The organism is Corynebacterium variabile (assembly GCF_006539825.1).
Taxonomy (GTDB): Bacteria; Actinomycetota; Actinomycetes; order Mycobacteriales; family Mycobacteriaceae; genus Corynebacterium; species Corynebacterium variabile.
In genome coordinates this window covers 32,398-48,957 of sequence record NZ_BJNT01000024.1, presented here as the reverse complement: position 1 = coordinate 48,957, position 16,560 = coordinate 32,398, and the positions used below count along the sequence as shown (strand labels likewise).

The window sequence follows — 16,560 nt, the reverse complement described above, 5'->3', positions numbered from 1 at the left end:
GGAAATGAACGCCTTTTACCTTGATAACTGACCGTTTCAACGAACCTACAGAGAAACTACAAAGGAGCTGACCATGGATGCTGCTTCCGTTGCATGGATCCTGACCGCCACCGCGCTGGTCCTGCTGATGTTCCCCGGAGTCGCCATGCTCTACGGCGGAATGCTGTCCGGCCGGAGCGTCATCAACATGATGATGATGGTGATGAGTTCACTGGCGATCACCACCGTCGTCTACGTCATCATCGGCCACGGCCTGGTGATGGGGGAGTCGAAGAGCGGGATCATCGGTGACCCGCTCGGCTTCTCGTTCTTCAGTGACCTCGTCGCCGACGACGGGGAAGGGACCACGATCTCCGCGGCCTTCTTCATCCTCTTCGCCGCGATCTCCGTCGCCCTGGTCTCCTCCGGTGCCGCCGGCCGTATGAAGTTCGACGCCTGGATGGGCTTTGCCGCGATCTGGGTCATCGTCGTCTACGGTCCGGTCGCCCACTGGGTCTTCAACCCGGACGGCTGGATGCTCGCCGACCTCGGCCTGCACGACTACGCCGGTGGTACCGCGGTCCACATGAACGCCGGCGCCGCGGGCCTGGCACTCGCCATCTTCCTGGGCCGCCGCAACATGGCCAAGAAGGAGAAGCCGCACAACCTGCCGATCATGCTGATCGGCGTCGGCATGCTGGCGATGGGCTGGCTCGGGTTCAACGGCGGCACCGCCGGAGCGGCCGACTTCCTCGCCCAGTACGTGGTCATGACCTCCATCCTGGCCCTGGCCGGCGGCATGCTCGGATTCATCATCATGCAGCGCATCTTCGACGGCGCCTACACCCTCATGGGCCTGGGTACCGGTGCGATCGCCGGCCTCGTCGCCATCACGCCCAGTGCGGACGCGCTCAACCCGGTCTGCTCGATCATCGTCGGTGCCCTCGGCTCCGCCGGTGCCTTCGGTGCGATCAGGCTGGCCCACAGGTTCGGGATCGACGACTCCGCCGATGTCTTCGCCGTCCACGGCGTCGCCGGTATGGTCGGTGCGATGTTCGTCGTCTTCGTCGGCGACCCGGACGCCCCCGCCGAGCACGCAGGCATCTTCTTCGGCGGCGACCTGGACATGCTCTGGCGTGAGCCGGTGGCCATCATCGTCACCGTCGGCTACAGCTTCTGTGCCACCTTCGCCATCGCCTGGCTGATGAACAAGGTCCACCCGATCCGCATCACCGCCAAGGACGAGAGCATCGGCATCGACGCCGCCGTCCACGAGGAGGTCGCCTACGACCGCTCCGGCAGCGATGAGAACGAGGCCGGCAGCGACGCCGCCGACCGGGAGATCAGTGCCGGTGCAGACTACACCGTGAAATGAACGCCGTAACCTCCGGGTAATCTGCGGCAGACCTGCCCGAAATGCGTGTTTCCTACTGTTTAACTCCATGAGTGCAGCTGACATTGCGTGGATGTGTACCGCTTTCGCCCTGATGCTCCTGATGTTCCCGGGGCTGGCGATGCTCTACGGAGGAATGCTCAACGGTCGCAGCGTCCTCAACATGATGATGATGGTGATGACCTCACTGGCCGTCACCGTCATCGTCTACGTTCTCATCGGGCACGGGCTGGTGCTCGGCGAGTCCGCCGGTGGGGTGGGGGTCATCGGTGACCCGACGAGCTTCACCTTCTTCAGCACACTGACCAGTGACGACGGGGCGGGGACAACCGTCACCACGGCCTTCTACACCCTGTTCGCCGCGATCTCGGTGGCACTGGTCTCCTCCGGCGCGGCGGGGCGTATGAAGTTCGACGCCTGGATGGGCTTCGCGGTGATCTGGGTGCTCGTGGTCTACGCCCCGGTCGCCCACTGGGCCTTCGCCGACGACGGCTGGTTCCGCACCGTCCTCGAGGTCCACGACTACGCCGGCGGTACCCCGGTGCACATGAACGCCGGTGCCGCGGGCCTGGCCCTGGCGATCTTCCTGGGACGCCGCGCCGAGCACGACCAGCGTCCGCACAACCTGCCGCTGACACTCATCGGCGTGGGCATGCTCGCGATGGGCTGGATGGGCTTCAACGGCGGTTCGGCCGGCGGGGCCAACTTCGTCGCCGAGTACACCGTGATGACCACGCTGCTCGCCCTGGCCGGCGGCATGATCGGCTACATCGTCATGCAGCGCATCGTCGACGGCTCCTACACCCTGATGGGCCTGGGTACCGGTGCGATCGCCGGTCTGGTGGCGATCACCCCGACGGCGGATGCGGTGGACCCGGTCTTCGCGATCCTCGTCGGCGTGGTCGGCGCCGCAGCCGCGTTCGGCGCGGTCCGGCTGGCACACAGGTTCGGAATCGACGATTCGGCGGACGTCTTCGCCGTCCACGGTGTGGCCGGCATGGCCGCGGCGATGCTCGTGGTGTTCGTCGGCTCGCCGGACGCCCCCGCGCACCACACCGGCATCTTCTTCGGTGGTGGCTGGGACATGCTGTGGCGCGAACTTGTCGCGATCCTGGTCACCGTCGGGTTCTCGTTCTGTGCGACCTATGCGATCGCCTGGCTGATGGACAAGGTCAGCCCGATCCGCATCACCGCGAAGGACGAGAGCATCGGCATCGACTCTGCGGAGCACGCCGAACAGGCCTACGACGGGGACGCCGTGCCGGTCTCGGAGCTTCCCGCGGAGGTGGTGGAACAGATCATGGAACTGCTGCGATCCTCAGACCCGGTTCCTACCCCGCGTGGAAGGGGATGACGCCGAACAGGATCCCGACGGCGAGCATCACCAGTGAGACCACCACGGCACGCCACAGCACCTTGCGGTGGTGGGCACCCAGGCCGACATTGGCCAGGGAGACCAGCAGGAGGATGGCGGGGACCAGGGGGGACTGCATGTGGACCGGCTGGCCGGTGATGGAGGCCTGGGCCATCTGCACCGGCTCGATGCCGTAGTGCGCGGCACTCTCGGAGAGCACCGGCAGGACGCCGAAGTAGAAGGCGTCGTTCGACATGAAGAACGTGAAGGGCATCGACAGCAGGCCGGTGATCGGCGCGAGGTAGCCGCCGAGGGAGTCCGGGATCACCGTGGTGATCCACTCGGCCATGGCGTCCACCATGCCGGTACCGGACAGGACGCCGACGAGGCAAGCCGCGGCGAAGACCATGCCGGAGACGGCGACGATCGAGCTGGAGTGGGCGACCATCTCATGGGCCTGATCCTTGACCTTCGGGAAGTTGACGACCAGGGCGATCGCCGCACCGACCATGAAGACGTAGGCGAGGGGAAAGATGTCGATGACCAGCAGGACCATCACCGCAACCGTGAGGATCAGGTTGAACCAGATCAGCTGCGGACGCAGTGTCTCGCGGTCGGGGTTCAGCATGGTGCCGGACATGGAGGTCTGGTCGGTGTCTGAGTCACCTGCGGCGACCGGGACACCGACGGTGCCGAGACGCCTGCGCTCGGCGAGGCCCAGCATCCAGGCGAAGCCGAGACAGACGACGACACCGGCGATGAGGGAGGGGATCATCGGCACGAAGACCTCAGAGGGCTCCAGGCCGAGGGCGGCGGCGGCACGGACCGTCGGACCGCCCCAGGGGAGGATGTTCACGGTGCCGTTGATGAGGCCGGCGACACAGGTCAGGACAACGGGGCTCATGCCGAGGCGAAGGTAGAGCGGCAGCATGGCGGAGGTGGTGATGATGTAGGTGGTGGAACCGTCGCCGTCGAGGGAGACCACACCGGCGAGCACGGCGGTACCGAGCACGATCTTCGCCGGGTCGTTACCGAGGATGCGGGTGATCATCCTGATCAACGGGTCGAAGAGTCCGACGTCGATCATGATCCCGAAGTACATGATCGCGAACATCAGGAGTGCCGCGGTGGGGGCCATGTCCTTCACTGCGTCGATGACCATGTCGCCGAGGCCGAGCCCGGCGCCGCCGATGAGTCCGAAGACAGTGGGTACCAGGATCAGCGCCAGTATCGGGGTCATCCGACCGGTCATGATCAGCGCCATGAAGGTGAGGATCATGAGGAATCCGAGGGCGACGAGAATGCCGTCGGAGAGGGTGTGGCTCAGGTCGTAGCCGGCGTCCGAGGCGTCGGCGGCGAGTGTGAGAAGGCCGGTGGCGGACATCTCTTCTCCTCCTTGAGTGTGTCAATGTGTGTTGTCGGGAGCGTTGGCACTCTAAAGTGATCCGCCACACAGGACGGCGGTTGTGCGCATTAGTCGGAGTTCTGCGCACACTGGTACTTCTGCGCATTGTGTGCAGCAATGGTGTGGGGGCTAAAATCTCCGGAATGCGATACTCCACCCGGGTCCTGCTGCTGCAGCTGGCGACCGTCGTCGCCGTCGTGGCCGTGTGTGCCGGGGTGTTCTCCTGGATCACCTACGACCGTCTGAGGGACGAGGCGGCGACGTCCGCCGTCGGTATCGCCCGCAGCGTGGCGTCCTCCCCGCAGGTCAGGGAGGAGGTGGCGTCCGGTGACGCGCCGTCGGCGGACAGTGCCCTCCAGTCGTTCGCGCGCGACACCAGCGACCGCACCGGCGCGCTCTTCGTCGTGGTCACCGACCGGGACGGCATACGGCTGGCGCACCCGGACCCCGACCGCATCGGTGAGGAGGTCAGCACCGACCACGAGGCCGCACTGCGCGGGGACGAGGTGACCGCCTGGGAGTCAGGCACGCTCGGCCGGTCCGCCCGGGCGAAGGTCCCGGTGTACGCGCCGGGCAGTGACGAACCCGTCGGCGAGGTCAGCGTGGGATTCCGGCAGGAACAGGTCTTCGACGACCTGCCCCGCCTGCTCGCCGGCGTCGGCGGCGCGGCAGTGGGAGCGGTCGTTCTCGGTCTCGTCGCTTCGGTGATCATGCGACGCCGGTGGGAGCGGGTCACCCTCGGGCTCCAGCCGGAGGAGCTCACGGAACTGGTCCGTGCACAGTCCGCGGTGCTGGACGGTGTGGATGACGGCGTCCTCTCCCTTGACACCGACGAGGTGGTGCGGGTCCTCAACCCGGCGGCGGAAACCCTGCTGCAGGTGAAGGACGCCGCGGGAAGACCTTTCGCCGACCTCGGTCTTCCTCCGGATGTGCTGCAGCGACTCCGTGCAGGCGAGCCCTGTGACCAGGTTGTCGTCGGCGAACGGGTGCTCTACCTGGACGCACACCCGGTGCTGCGGGACGGCCGGCTGCTCGGCACGGTCATCGTCGTGCGTGACCGGACCGACCTGCTGACCCTCAGTCGACGCCTCGGGTCGGTCCAGGCACTGGGTGGTGCACTGCGGGTGCAGCGTCATGAATTCGCCAACCGGATCCACGTCGCCACCGGCCTGCTCGATGCAGGACGCACCGACGACGCCCGTGAGTTCCTCGGGGAGATGACCGAGCGCGGGCCGGTGGACTTCCCCCTGGAGAATGCAGGCCTGCTCACCGAACCTTTCCTGCAGTCCTTCCTCGGGGCGAAGTCCACCGAGGCCGCTGAACGTGGTGTAGTGCTGCGCATCGGCGAGGAGACCCTGGTCCTCGGCACCATTGCGCCGGTCTCCGCCGTGGAGGATGTCGCCACGGTGCTCGGTAATCTGGTCGACAACGCGGTGACCGCTGCGGTAGGTGGCTCTGAGACAGGTGGCGATGCCTGGGTCGAGGTCACTGCCCTGCAGGACGCCGACGGTCTGACCTTCGTCGTCGCGGATTCCGGGGCGGGGTTGCGGTCAGCGGGATTGAATACTGGCCCTGACCCTGGATCCGACCCGGTCCACGGTCACGGGATCGGCATGACGTTGTCCCGGGACCTCGTGAATCGCCGTGGTGGCGAACTCTGGGTCATCGATGCCGGTGGCGAGAGCTCCGGAGCGGTGTTCGGGGTGCGGTTGCCGCACATCGTGAGTACAGGTGATCCAGCGGAAGGAGCGGACGAATGACAGCGAAGAAGGCCGGACGGCTACTACAGGTGCTCGTGGTCGACGACGATTTCCGGGTGGCGCAGATTCACGCTGATGTCGTCACCGCGACCAGGGGGTTCGAGGTGGTGGACACCGCGCGGACAGTAGCGGAGGCCCGCGAACTCATCGCAACGCGCCAGCCTGACCTGCTGCTCGCGGACGTGTACCTGCCCGACGGGAACGGCATCGACCTGGTCCGGGCGTCGGGGATGGACGCTTTTGTCCTGTCCGCGGCCACGGAGCCGGCAACGGTCCGTTGTGCTCTGGCTGCCGGGGTGCATGCGTACCTGGTCAAGCCTTTCACCAGGCAGTCCCTGACGGAACGGCTGGACCGCTTCGCCCGGTACCGACGGATCGTGGACACCCCGCACGCGCTCAACCAGAAGGACATCGACAAGGCACTGTCGCTGATGCACGGGAGTACCCGGCCGGCGAGTGCGGGAGGTTCAGCGACGGAGCAGCTCGTCCTCGATGCGCTGGGGGACGGCGAACGGTCCGCCGCTGAGGTGGCTGAACTGTCCGGGGTGTCCCGGGCCACTGCCCAGAGACGCCTGGCGGCCATGGCTGGCCGTGGCGTGGTCACGGTGCGGCTGAAGTACGGGCAGTCCGGACGGCCCGAGCACCTCTACGCGAGGTCCGGGAAACCGGGGTGGTGACATCTACTCCTGTCGGGGAGGATCCTCCGGTTCAGGTTCCTCGGATTGCGTCTCTGCGCGTAGGCGGATGTACGGGGCGGTAGGCCCGGAAGCGTAGGTCGTGTACTTCTCGCCGAGCGGGCCGGTCCAGTGGATGGTGAGCCCTCTGTCGGGTGAGGCGGCTTTCCAGATGCCGAGGGTCTTGGCCCGGTGGTGTTCGGGGCAGAGGTTCTCGAGGTTGTCGATACTGGTCGCCCCGTCGCTGGTGGGGTCGGTGTGCGGTGAGTTTTCGATATGGTCCTTTTCACAGCGGGTGGCGGGGACGGTGCAACCGGGGAAGCGGCAGTGGCCGTCGCGTGCTTCGGCGGCGATCTGGACGAGAACGGGGAACTTGTAGGCCTCGGTGACGGTGAGGTCATCGGGGCTGTCCGGCAGAGTACGGATGCGGCCGTTGGGGGAGGTGCGGGCGGCGGACTCGAGGCGGTCGGCGGTGTCGACATCGAGCCAGCCGATGTCCGGGCTGTAGGCGGTGCCGGCGCCGTGCACGCCGTCCGTGGTGGTGCGGAAGAGATTGACGGTCACGGCGAGGCTGTCGGGATTGTCGCCGAGCAGGTCGAGGAGGACCTGGGCCTTGACCTCGGCCCGGGTCGGCAGCTCCGGTGTGCTCTCGGGATTGTTGTCCCTGATCTTGCGGAGATCGGTGAGGATGTTCTTCGCACGATCGGTGAGGGCATTGTCGATGCCCGCGGCCATGATGGTGTCGCCGCAGGTCAGGGTGAGGACGTTGCCGCGGCGGGTGAGATTGGCGGCTTCGCGTTCGGCGCGGGCGGTGGCGTTGGTCAGACCGGGTGCGATGTCGGCGAGGATGAGGTCGAGATGGTCGCGGAGGTCGGCGAGGTTGACGGTGCCGGTGCCGGGGTGGTCGTCAAGCCAGTCGGAGACGGCGGGTTCGACGGCGGTGTCGAGGCTCGTCCGCACGTCGCTCACGAGAGAGGCGGGCACGGTCACCAGGTGCCGGTGGATACGCGACCAGATGAGGTCGAGGTGATCGACGGTCAGACGGGTGCGCTCAGACGCGGTGGTGAACAGGTCGCCCATACGTTCGGCAATATCGGCGGCGTGGGTGAAGCGGACGGCGTCGGCGCGGGTGCGTCCGCGCCAGGCGAGTGCCGTGGTGGTGCGGGCGGCTCTGTCGGTGGTGGTGAGTGCGGCAACCAGGCTCATGTCCATGGTGTTTATCAGGGGGATGATGGACTTCGAGATGTGGTCGGAGATCTGGCGGTGACGGTCTTCGAGGGTGGTGGTCATGGTCGGGACCCTCCTTTGCTTCAGTGACACAAAGGATACACAGGTGACCGTACAGAGTCAATCACCCGTTCGAATAGACAGTTCAGTTGGATATAATGCCCGGCGTGGAGGCCGGGATCTTCACCGTCATCGACCCCTTCCCGCAGCTCACCTTGATGTTCTCCGCCCGGGACGTCGCAGCCGTGGGCATGGAACAGGTCCACCCGTTGGACAGCGTGGTCAGCAGGGGGTCGCTCCGCGAGCCGTCCTGCCAGGTCGAGAGGTAGCCGTCGAGGGTGTCGACCGCCTCCCGGCAGTCCACCGTGCCCTCGGTGACGAACACGCGCGTGATCCACTTGTCGGCGTAGAGTCCGTTGTTCGCCTCCCCGCAGAAGCTGCCGGCGTCATGGCTGCCCTCGACGAGATTGCGCTCGTCCAGCGTCCGGTCCGTGGCACTGAAGTCGCCGCCGTCGTAGGTGAACTGCTTACCGTCACGCTCGCATGCCATCGCGCGGTCGCCCGAGGCCACGCAGGTCGCTCCCGCCGCACTGATCCGCTGGGCGGGACGCAGGGACTTCACGGAGGCGGAGCTGTCACCGCCACCGGTCTGCATCTTCGGCTCGAAGCGGCTGTCGGAGCCCCAGTCGACCGCGCCGGCGGCCTCCCCGTTGGAAGTGTCACGCACGTCCTCGGTGAAGTCGAGGGTGCAGCCCATCGAGTCCGAACTTGAATACTTGTTGATGTAGCAGTTCAGGCCCGGTCCCTCGAGCGTCGAGCTGACGAGGGAACCGGTGGTGTAGTCGGCGACGTCGACGCGAGCAGGAGGACGCCTCCGACGGTGCCGAGGCTTCTTCGGATCATCATGAGGCCCTCTCGCGGTAGTTCCGGTGGGAAACTTACCAGGGCATCAGACTTCTCGGTCGTGACCGCCTCTTCTTCTGTGACGTCTTCTGCGACAGACACCCACCGCCACCGCCCACCCCACAGTTGTGGCACGGTGGTGGGGTAAAGAAACAGTCAACGAGGAGTCCCGCCGTGTCACACCGTGAACGCCGCACCGTCCGTCTGTCCGCCGTCGCCGCTATCGGCGTGCTCGGCGGCGCCCTGCTGCTCGGCGGGTGCGACAACGACGGGAAAGGGGTGGAGGACGCCGGCAGCGACGACAACCATGTCGACACGGCACTGAGCTCCTCGACCCCCGCTGAATCCCCCGAGGACGAGGCTGCCCCGCAACCGACCGAGGGCCGGGACGTCGCCCCGCAGCCCACCCCGTCCCAGCCGGACACCGCGCAGGCCCCGACCACCACCACGGTCGCCGCCGGCAGCTACCAGGTACCGATGGGGGAGTACACCCTGCTCTGCGACTTCGTCGACCAGCCTGAGACCGAGGGCTACGCCTGGGCCTGCGAGGCACCTGCCCACCTCGGCTGGGGTGCGACCGACGGCGGCGAAGCCAATGCCGTGGCATACCGTCCGGGCGGTGATCCCGAGGTCTACGCTCTGCTCGGCAACTCCGGCATCAGCCCGGCCGACCGCCTGCCCGCCGACGGGGTGACCAACGTCGGTGAGCGCTACACCGTGGACGCCACCGCCGGAGACTCCCTCACTGTCACGGACAATTCCACCGGTGCCGCGGTGCAGCTCACGACGGACGGATACCAGCAGCTGTGACTGACACCGCCGATCGGATCCGCGCCGATCTCACCGCGCTGGCTGATCCCGGTATTCTCGCCGTCAACCGTCGGCACGGCGACGAGCACGCCGTGAATCTCACTGCACTGCGGAACGCCGTGAAGGACGCCACGACGGGCATGAAACCCGCCGCCCGGCATGAGGTCGGTCTCGCCCTGTGGCAGAACGGCGACTCCGCCGCGAGTCTCGCCGCGACCCTGCTACTGCGGCCGAAGAGCTGCGCCGCCGATGACCTGGACCGGATGTACCGTGAGGCGTCCACCCCCAAGGAACGCGCCTGGCTGCTCAGCTATGTCGTCGTGAAGTCCGGGCACGCCGCCGCACTGCGCGACCGCTGGTTCGGGGACGCCGACCCGGTCATCGCCGCTGCCGGATGGTCACTCACCGCCCGCGACATCACAGCAGGCAGGGACGCCGGACCGCATGACCTCACAGCGCTCCTCGACCTGATCGAGGCGGAGATGGCGTCCTCCCCGGAGGTGCTGCAGTGGTCCCAGAACGAGGTCCTGGCACAGATCGGCATACGCCACCCCGAGCTCCGCGACCGCGCACTGGCGGTCGGTGAGAAGCTCGGGGTGTTCCGGGACTATCCGACGGCGAAGAACTGTGTCTCGCCGTTCGCCCCGGTGTGGATCACCGAGATGGTGGCCCGTCAGGACTGATCCGCGCGCTCATCACGAGCCATCCGCCTCGCCATGTTGCGGGTGATGACCTTGTCGTCGTACTCGGGGACGAAGGTGGCGAAGACCGTGCCGAGGAGGAAGACCACCGGTGCGGAGACCGCCATGACCCAGGCGACGGACGCGCTGCCGAAGAGCACGGTGAAGTTCGTCATGATGAAGAACAGGGCGGTGCCGAGTCCGAGGAAGGACAGCACCGGGGCGATGAGCCGCTTCCATGCGGACACCGGCAGGTCAGACCGGGTTCGGAACCAGGCCACCACGGCCACCGACACCAGCAGCATGAGGATGACGATGGTGAAGGTCGCCAGGCCGGAGAACCAGGTGAAGATCTCTGCCACCGGATCCAGTCCGATGACCGCGCAGACCACGGTGAGCAGCAGGATCGTCGAGGTCTGGACGATGGAGGACATGTGCGGCGAGCGGTGCGTCAGGTGGACCGCACGCAGCGCCCGGGGCAGGCCGCGCTTGTGCGAGATGGCGTGCTGGTAGCGGGTGAGCACATTGTGGAAGGACAGGACGCAGGCGAACAGGCTGGTCAGCAGCAGGACATCGACTACCGGACCGGCCCAGGACCCGAGGTAGTTCTCCGCGGTGTTCGCGATCATGTTGTCCGGGTCTTTCGTGGCCTCGGCCAGCACGTTGTCGGTGCCCCAGGCCTGGACCACGGCCCAGCCGGAGACGGTGTAGAAGATGCCGATGACGGCGACGGAGATGTAGGTCGCCCGCGGGATGGTCCTGTCCGGGTCCTTCGCCTCGGAGCGGAAGACGGTGGTGGCCTCGAAACCGATGAAGCCGGCCATCGCCATCATCAGGCCGATGCCCATCGACCCGGAGAACATGTTCTCCGGCAGGAAGGGGTCGGCGTTGAGCCCCTCGGCACCGCCCTTGCCGGTGACGAAGACATCGATGAGCACGACGATGGCGATCTCGGCGATGAGCAGGATGCCCAGGGCCTTCGAGCTCAGCTCGATGTTGCGGTAGCCGAGGTAGCCGACCACGCCGGCGACGGCCAGCGAGTACACCCACCAGGGGATGTCGACCAGCGGGGCGATGAGGGAGGACAGTTGTGCGCCGAGGAAGCCGTAGACCGCGAACTGGATGGCGGTGTAGGTCAGCAGGGCGAGGTAGGCGGTACCCATCCCGAGGCGGCGTCCGAACGCGGTCTCGACGTAGGAGTAGAAGGCGCCCGGCTCGTCGATGAACCTCGACATGGTGGTCAGGCCCACCGAGAAGAGGATGAGGATGACGGCGCCGAGGGCGTACATCGCGGGGTAGCCGGGGCCGTTGCCGATGGACATGCCGATCGGCAGTGCGCCGCCGATGACGGTCAGTGGCGCGGCAGCGGCGATGACCATGAAGACGATGGACGCGGTGGTCAGCGACCCGGATTTCAGGCCCTGTCCGGGGGTCGCGGGTGCGGTGGTTGCTGTCGTGGTGCTCACGGGAAGCTCCTAGTGGATCGCGGCGGGGATGATGGTGGCAGAGGGCTCGCGGGCGGTCACCGGGTAGTCGAAGGCGGCAGGACGCAGCGGGGAGTCTCCGGTCACCGCCAGCTCGGCGGCGATCCGGCCGTAGACCGGGGCGAACTTCATGCCGTTGCCGCTCATGCCGGTGGCGACGGTGACGGCTCCGTCGGTGCCCGGTGCGTGGCCGAGTACCGGGGCGTGGTCGGTGGTGAAGCCGTCGTGGTGCAGGGAGATCCGTACCGGGGCGTCGAGCATGCCGGTGAAGAAGGTGGAGGCACGTTCGGAGAAGACCTGCAGTACCTCCGCCGGGATCTCACCGGTACGCAGCACTTCGAGATCGTCGGGGGTCGTGCCCTCACCGACGAAGTCCCCGTGGGAGATCTTCACGGAGTAGCCGTCGATGGTCGGAGCGCCGTAGCAGTGCCAGATCTCGCCGTTGTCGCGGACGATGTCGCGCATGAAGATCGGCAGGTTCTCCGGGAGGAAGCCGGTGATGTCCAGCGGCAGGTACCAGGTCAGGGGGATGCTCTGGACACTGATGTGCCCGGCGAGGTCCGGGTAGAGGTCGGCGGTCCAGGACCCGTTGGCCACGATCACCTTGCCGGCGGTGATCTCACCCCTCTCCGTGCGGATCAGCGTGCTCTCCGCGCCGGGCTCCACGGCCAGGACGCGGGTGTTGTCCCACAGCTGCGCACCGGCGTCGATCGCGAACTGCTGGGCGTAGGCGACGGACAGTTCGGGGCGGATCCCGCCGCCTGCCGGGTCGATGATCGCGGCGTCCGGCACGGCACCGGGGGAGGACGCGGCGAAGACCGGGAAGCGTTCGGCGAGCTCCGCGGCGTCCAGTACCTCGTGGTCGAGGCCGAATTCCTCGATGACCTCCATGGTCTGCACCATGGTGGGGAAGTCGGCCGGGCCGACGGAGATCGCGCCGACCGGCAGGAAGATGTCGCGGCCGGAACGTTCGTTCATCTCCAGCCACATCCCACGGGCCTGCTGCACCAGGGGGATGTAGATGCCGCCCTCCTTCAGCGCGACGCGGAACAGCCGCGACTCGCCGGAGTAGGAGCCCTTCGTGTGGACGCGGTCGAAGCGTTCGATACCGAGGACGCTGGCCCCGGGCGCGAGTTCGGTGAGCTGCCACAGCGCCATCGAACCGATGGAGCCGCAGCCGATGACGACGTAGTCGTAGTGTGCGGGAGTGGTCATCATGCCATCTCCGGGGTATCCCACACCGGAAGCACGGTGCCGATGTTCTCCTCGCAGGCGCGGCGGTACAGCGTCGTCGCCCAGGCCACGTCCTCGACCGGCATGCCGCCGACGGAGTAGATGACGATGTCGTCGTCGCTGCGCCGGCCCACGACTTCACCGTTGATGATATCGGCGATATCGACGACGGTGCCCTCGGGGATCGCCCCGTTCTTCTCCAGGGAGAGGAACTTGTTGCCGATGATGCCGACGGTCTCGTAGGCGTCGTCGCCGAACTCCTCGTGCCAGGCCTCGTAGAGGCTGCGGTTGTCGAGCACGAGGCGTCCTGCGCCGCCGGCCAGCCACTCGTCCGGCAGGTTGATGCAGGCCGGGGCGGAGACGAAGGCGCCGGGGGAGAGCCATGCCGGGTCGATGGCCGGGTAGTTCGCCGCGCCGGTCGGCGCGGTGGTGGCGTAGGCGATGACCTCGGCGCCGCGGACGGCCTCCTCGGCGGTCTGACAGATCTCGACGGTGGTGAACTGCGGCAGGGTCTCGTGTACCCAGGTCACGAAGTTCTCGATGCCGGCCTGACTGCGGCCCTTGACGCGGACCGTGTGCAGGGTGGGGACGCCGGCGGCGAAGGCCTCGAGCGCGGTCTTGCCCATCACACCCGGGCCGATGACTGCGGCGACGGTCGCGCCGGGTGTGGTGAGGTGTCGGGCGCCGACCCCGGAGACCGCGCCGGTGCGGTAGGAGGAGAGGAGGTTGGCGTTCATGATGGCCAGCGGGGCGCCGGTGTCGGCGTCGTTGAGGATGAAGGTGTGGATCGACCGGGGCAGTCCGGAGCGACGGTTGTCGATGTTGGAGCCGTACCACTTCACACCGGCGGTGTGGAACTCGCCGCCGAGGTAGGCGGGCATCGCCATGAAGCGGCGGTCGGGGCCGTTGACGGGCATCCGCGGGTGCGGGGAGTCGTCGGGGAAGAGGACCTCGGAGCCGTGGGAGTTGTGGTTGGCTCCGCCCATCCGGTAGTCGTCGACGCCCAGCAGGGCGAAGGTCTTCTCCATGGTGTCGACGCAGGCCGGCATGTCGGTGACTCCGGCGGCGATCATGTCGGGCTCGGAGAAGTAGCGGGTCTGGAGTGCGGTGCTGATCGTTGCTGTCATGGTGGACAGTCAACAGCCGCCGTGTTTCTGGCCGGTTGCTGCGCGGTGACGTTATTGTACGGACGGAGAAAAACGGGCAATGAAACGGTCGAGCAGTGCGGTGAGCCGGTCGACGTCCCCCTCCGGCGCGCCGAAAGCTGCGGTGATCTGCGTCCCCATCAGCAGATTCTGCAGATCATCCACTGCCGCAGCGGTGTCCGTGTCCGCCGCGACCTCCCCGTCGGCCACCGCCTCCGTGAAGCGGGCGGTGAAGAAGTCCCGCCAGGAACTGAAACTCGTGGCGAACAGGGCGGCTTCATCCGAGTGGTTCAGCGCCCGTTGCCAGAAGGCCAGGGCGACCCGGGCCTCCGCCCGTCGGACATCGTCGAGCGGCATGATCTCGAGGGCGAGCGTCCGCAGTCCGACGAGCCCCCGCTCGGTGCTGGACAGGGCGGCGCGGATGTCGGTGGCCTCGACGACGTACCGGTAGGCCTCGGTGATGACCGAGTCCTTGCCGGGGAAGTAGTAGCGCAGCAACCCGTTGGAGTAGCCGGTGACCTCTGCGATGCGTCGGGTGGTCACCGCGTCGATCCCCTCGTCGGCGATCAGTCGCCAGACCGAGCCGATGATCTCGTGGCGTCTCAGGTCATGGTCGACTTTCTTGGGCATGGTGCCTGATCGTAGTGGCCGGTCAGTCCTCGTAGATGATCCAGTCCGGGTTCGGCCGGACGATCCTGCCGTTCCCGTCGTACTCGTAGAAGCCGCAGCCGTCGCCGAGGCCGGCCTTGCCCTGGTCGATACCGCGCTCCTGGAGGAGGTTGTTGAACTTCTTCTGGGACTCCGTGGCATCCGGCCGGTTACGGCCGATGTTCACGGCGACATTGAACCCGACGATGTCGTAGGTCTCGAACGGACCCTTCGGGGCACCGGTGGAGACCTTCCAGTCCTCGTCGATGACGTGCGGGTTGGCGACCTCGTTGGCATAGAGATCACCGGCGGCGTCCAGCCACGGGATGAGCAGGCTGTTGAGCAGGTAGCCCGGGGTCTCCTTGTGGACCGGGAAGGGCTGCAGGTTGATCTCGCGGGCGAACTCCACGGTGCGGTCGAAGACCGCCGGATCGGTCTTCGGGGTCGCCATGACCTCACCGGTGTTGGAGCGCCACACCATGTTCGCGAAGTGCAGGGCGAGGAAGCGGTCGGCGCGCCCGGTGGCGTCCGCGAAGTCGGAGGGACGCAGCGAGGAGGAGTTGGTCAGCAGGATGGCCGAGTCCTTCACCGCCTTACCCACGTTGCCCCAGACCTCCTTCTTGAGGTCGAGGTTCTCGGGAACGGCTTCGATGACGACGTCTGCATCGCCGACGGCCTCGGCGATGTCGGTGGAGGTGGTGATGCGGCCGACGGCGTCATCGAACTTCTCGGCGGTGAAGTCGGACAGGTCTTTGGCGTAGTGGCCGCGCATCCACTCCCAACGGGCGGGGAGCTTGTCGAGGAACTCCTGCTTGATGTCGTAGGCGACGACTTTCTTCCCTGCGTAGGCGGCCTGCATGACGATCTGGGAGCCGAGGACGCCGGCCCCCAGTACGGTGACATTCTGAATTTCGCTCATGCCCGCGAGAGTACCCGTGAATCAGGATTCAGGCGGGGGTGGTCAGAACCTGACGACGGTCTTCCCCAGTGCATGCCCGTTCTCCACCGCGGCGACCGCGTCGGCGGCACGGGGGAAGGGGAAGGACGCCGAGATGTGCGGCGTGAACGTTCCGTCGGCGATCAGCCCGGCGAGTTCGGAGAACACGGTGCGGCTGCGGCGGCGGGTCACGCCGCCACCGACGGACGGGGCGGCGACGCTGCGCACCGGACCGGCGGTCATCCCGAGTGCGTCGACGAGGACTTCACCACCGACGAGGTCGATGACGGCGTCCACCGGTCCGATCTCGTTCACCGTCGACATCCAGTCGTCACCGGCGGCGACGTGGGTCGCACCGAGCGACTCGACGAAGTCGTGCTTGTCCGCGCCGGCCACACCGGTGACTTCCATGCCGAGGGCCCGGGCGAGCTGCACCGCACAGTGTCCGACTCCGCCGCCGGCGCCGAGGACCAGCACCGTGCCACCGGTCTCCAGTCCGTCGTGGCGCAGTTCGTTGAGTATGTCCCAGGCTGTTCCGGCGGACACCGGGATGCAGGCTGCCTGCGCCGGGGTGACGCCTTCGGGAACCGGGGTGGCTCCGACGCCGTCGAGGTAGACCTTCTCGGCGAAGGAACCGGTACGGGAGACGGTGTTCCCGAACACCGCCATGCCCGGGGCGATACCGGTCACCGGATCAGCCGCGAGCACGATACCGGCGGCCTCACGACCCATCGCCATGGGGAAACGCACCGGGAAACTGCCCTGCCTCTCCCCGGAACGGACCTTGATGTCCGCGGGGTTCACCGAGGTGACCGTGGTCGCGACGAGTACGCTGCCGTCGGGCACGGTGGCGGGGTCGGGGGCCGGGACGTCGAGGAAACCGGCGACCTCAGGTCCGCCGTAACTGCCGAAACCGAAGACTCGCATG

At 67.1% G+C, this 16,560-nt stretch carries 14 protein-coding genes and 1 pseudogene; 6 read left to right on the top strand and 9 right to left on the bottom strand.

Annotation, left to right across the window (positions count from 1 at the left end; translation table 11 throughout):
- Positions 1–73: 73 nt before the first annotated feature.
- Together CVA01_RS13090 and CVA01_RS13085 are read left to right on the top strand one after the other, a co-directional pair.
- On the top strand, positions 74–1,354 hold the full coding sequence (locus tag CVA01_RS13090) for an ammonium transporter (protein WP_141331304.1): 1,281 nt from the start codon (positions 74–76) through the stop codon (positions 1,352–1,354).
- A 67-nt stretch (positions 1,355–1,421) separates the two neighbouring features.
- Positions 1,422–2,726, top strand: coding sequence for an ammonium transporter (locus CVA01_RS13085; protein ID WP_014009565.1), 1,305 nt, complete (start codon positions 1,422–1,424; stop codon positions 2,724–2,726).
- Here the strand turns inward: CVA01_RS13085 and CVA01_RS13080 are convergent.
- Positions 2,704–4,110: a CitMHS family transporter gene (locus tag CVA01_RS13080; protein ID WP_141331302.1), complete on the bottom strand. Its 1,407-nt coding sequence runs from the start codon at positions 4,108–4,110 to the stop codon at positions 2,704–2,706. The genes CVA01_RS13085 and CVA01_RS13080 overlap by 23 nt on opposite strands.
- 164 nt (positions 4,111–4,274) lie before the next feature.
- On the opposite strand from CVA01_RS13080, the gene CVA01_RS13075 reads away from it, so the two are divergent.
- Together CVA01_RS13075 and CVA01_RS13070 are read left to right on the top strand one after the other, a co-directional pair.
- Positions 4,275–5,891: a sensor histidine kinase gene (locus CVA01_RS13075; protein ID WP_014009567.1), complete on the top strand. Its 1,617-nt coding sequence runs from the start codon at positions 4,275–4,277 to the stop codon at positions 5,889–5,891.
- The gene (locus CVA01_RS13070) at positions 5,888–6,568 is read left to right on the top strand and encodes a response regulator (protein ID WP_170209791.1); all 681 of its coding nucleotides are present in this window, start codon (positions 5,888–5,890) and stop codon (positions 6,566–6,568) included. Before CVA01_RS13075 ends, CVA01_RS13070 begins: the two co-directional genes overlap by 4 nt.
- 3 nt (positions 6,569–6,571) lie before the next feature.
- Here CVA01_RS13070 and CVA01_RS13065 read toward each other — a convergent pair whose 3' ends face one another.
- Together CVA01_RS13065 and CVA01_RS13060 are read right to left on the bottom strand one after the other, a co-directional pair.
- Positions 6,572–7,855 (bottom strand): HNH endonuclease signature motif containing protein, encoded by a 1,284-nt coding sequence (locus CVA01_RS13065; protein WP_141331300.1) that lies wholly within the window; start codon positions 7,853–7,855, stop codon positions 6,572–6,574.
- Positions 7,856–7,937: 82 nt separating this feature from the next.
- Positions 7,938–8,549: a hypothetical protein gene (locus CVA01_RS13060; RefSeq protein WP_141331298.1), complete on the bottom strand. Its 612-nt coding sequence runs from the start codon at positions 8,547–8,549 to the stop codon at positions 7,938–7,940.
- Positions 8,550–8,869: 320 nt separating this feature from the next.
- Between CVA01_RS13060 and CVA01_RS13055 the strand changes: the two genes are divergently transcribed.
- Together CVA01_RS13055 and CVA01_RS13050 are read left to right on the top strand one after the other, a co-directional pair.
- A complete protein-coding gene (locus tag CVA01_RS13055; protein ID WP_141331296.1) occupies positions 8,870–9,505 on the top strand; it encodes a hypothetical protein in 636 nt (211 codons plus the stop codon).
- Positions 9,502–10,188, top strand: coding sequence for a DNA alkylation repair protein (locus tag CVA01_RS13050; protein ID WP_141331294.1), 687 nt, complete (start codon positions 9,502–9,504; stop codon positions 10,186–10,188). Before CVA01_RS13055 ends, CVA01_RS13050 begins: the two co-directional genes overlap by 4 nt.
- Here the strand turns inward: CVA01_RS13050 and CVA01_RS13045 are convergent.
- The 6 genes and pseudogenes from CVA01_RS13045 to CVA01_RS13020 form a co-directional block, all read right to left on the bottom strand.
- The gene (locus tag CVA01_RS13045; protein WP_141331292.1) at positions 10,179–11,651 is read right to left on the bottom strand and encodes an APC family permease; all 1,473 of its coding nucleotides are present in this window, start codon (positions 11,649–11,651) and stop codon (positions 10,179–10,181) included. The genes CVA01_RS13050 and CVA01_RS13045 overlap by 10 nt on opposite strands.
- Before the next feature lie 9 nt (positions 11,652–11,660).
- Complete coding sequence (locus tag CVA01_RS13040; protein WP_041630495.1) at positions 11,661–12,884, bottom strand: FAD-dependent oxidoreductase; 1,224 nt, start codon at positions 12,882–12,884, stop codon at positions 11,661–11,663.
- Entirely contained in the window at positions 12,884–14,029 is a 1,146-nt protein-coding gene (locus CVA01_RS13035; RefSeq protein WP_141331290.1) for a tyramine oxidase subunit B, read from the bottom strand. Before CVA01_RS13035 ends, CVA01_RS13040 begins: the two co-directional genes overlap by 1 nt.
- Positions 14,030–14,080: 51 nt before the next feature.
- The gene (locus CVA01_RS13030; protein WP_141331288.1) at positions 14,081–14,677 is read right to left on the bottom strand and encodes a TetR/AcrR family transcriptional regulator; all 597 of its coding nucleotides are present in this window, start codon (positions 14,675–14,677) and stop codon (positions 14,081–14,083) included.
- A gap of 22 nt (positions 14,678–14,699) precedes the next feature.
- Positions 14,700–15,617, bottom strand: a pseudogene (locus CVA01_RS13025) (3-hydroxyacyl-CoA dehydrogenase); the annotation flags it as partial.
- Between the two features lie 39 nt (positions 15,618–15,656).
- The gene (locus CVA01_RS13020; RefSeq protein WP_170209790.1) at positions 15,657–16,559 is read right to left on the bottom strand and encodes an NADP-dependent oxidoreductase; all 903 of its coding nucleotides are present in this window, start codon (positions 16,557–16,559) and stop codon (positions 15,657–15,659) included.
- Position 16,560: the final 1 nt, after the last annotated feature.

Bases quoted from the DNA above. Each gene is read 5' to 3' on its own strand.
- CVA01_RS13030 (WP_141331288.1), bottom strand. From the start codon at position 14,677: ATGCCCAAGAAAGTCGACCATGACCTGAGACGCCACGAGATCATCGGC.
- CVA01_RS13060 (WP_141331298.1), bottom strand. From the start codon at position 8,549: ATGGGCTGCACCCTCGACTTCACCGAGGACGTGCGTGACACTTCCAAC.
- CVA01_RS13090 (WP_141331304.1), top strand. From the start codon at position 74: ATGGATGCTGCTTCCGTTGCATGGATCCTGACCGCCACCGCGCTGGTC.
- CVA01_RS13020 (WP_170209790.1), bottom strand. From the start codon at position 16,559: ATGCGAGTCTTCGGTTTCGGCAGTTACGGCGGACCTGAGGTCGCCGGT.
- CVA01_RS13080 (WP_141331302.1), bottom strand. From the start codon at position 4,110: ATGTCCGCCACCGGCCTTCTCACACTCGCCGCCGACGCCTCGGACGCC.
- CVA01_RS13040 (WP_041630495.1), bottom strand. From the start codon at position 12,884: ATGACCACTCCCGCACACTACGACTACGTCGTCATCGGCTGCGGCTCC.
- CVA01_RS13065 (WP_141331300.1), bottom strand. From the start codon at position 7,855: ATGACCACCACCCTCGAAGACCGTCACCGCCAGATCTCCGACCACATC.
- CVA01_RS13070 (WP_170209791.1), top strand. From the start codon at position 5,888: ATGACAGCGAAGAAGGCCGGACGGCTACTACAGGTGCTCGTGGTCGAC.
- CVA01_RS13075 (WP_014009567.1), top strand. From the start codon at position 4,275: ATGCGATACTCCACCCGGGTCCTGCTGCTGCAGCTGGCGACCGTCGTC.
- CVA01_RS13085 (WP_014009565.1), top strand. From the start codon at position 1,422: ATGAGTGCAGCTGACATTGCGTGGATGTGTACCGCTTTCGCCCTGATG.
- CVA01_RS13035 (WP_141331290.1), bottom strand. From the start codon at position 14,029: ATGACAGCAACGATCAGCACCGCACTCCAGACCCGCTACTTCTCCGAG.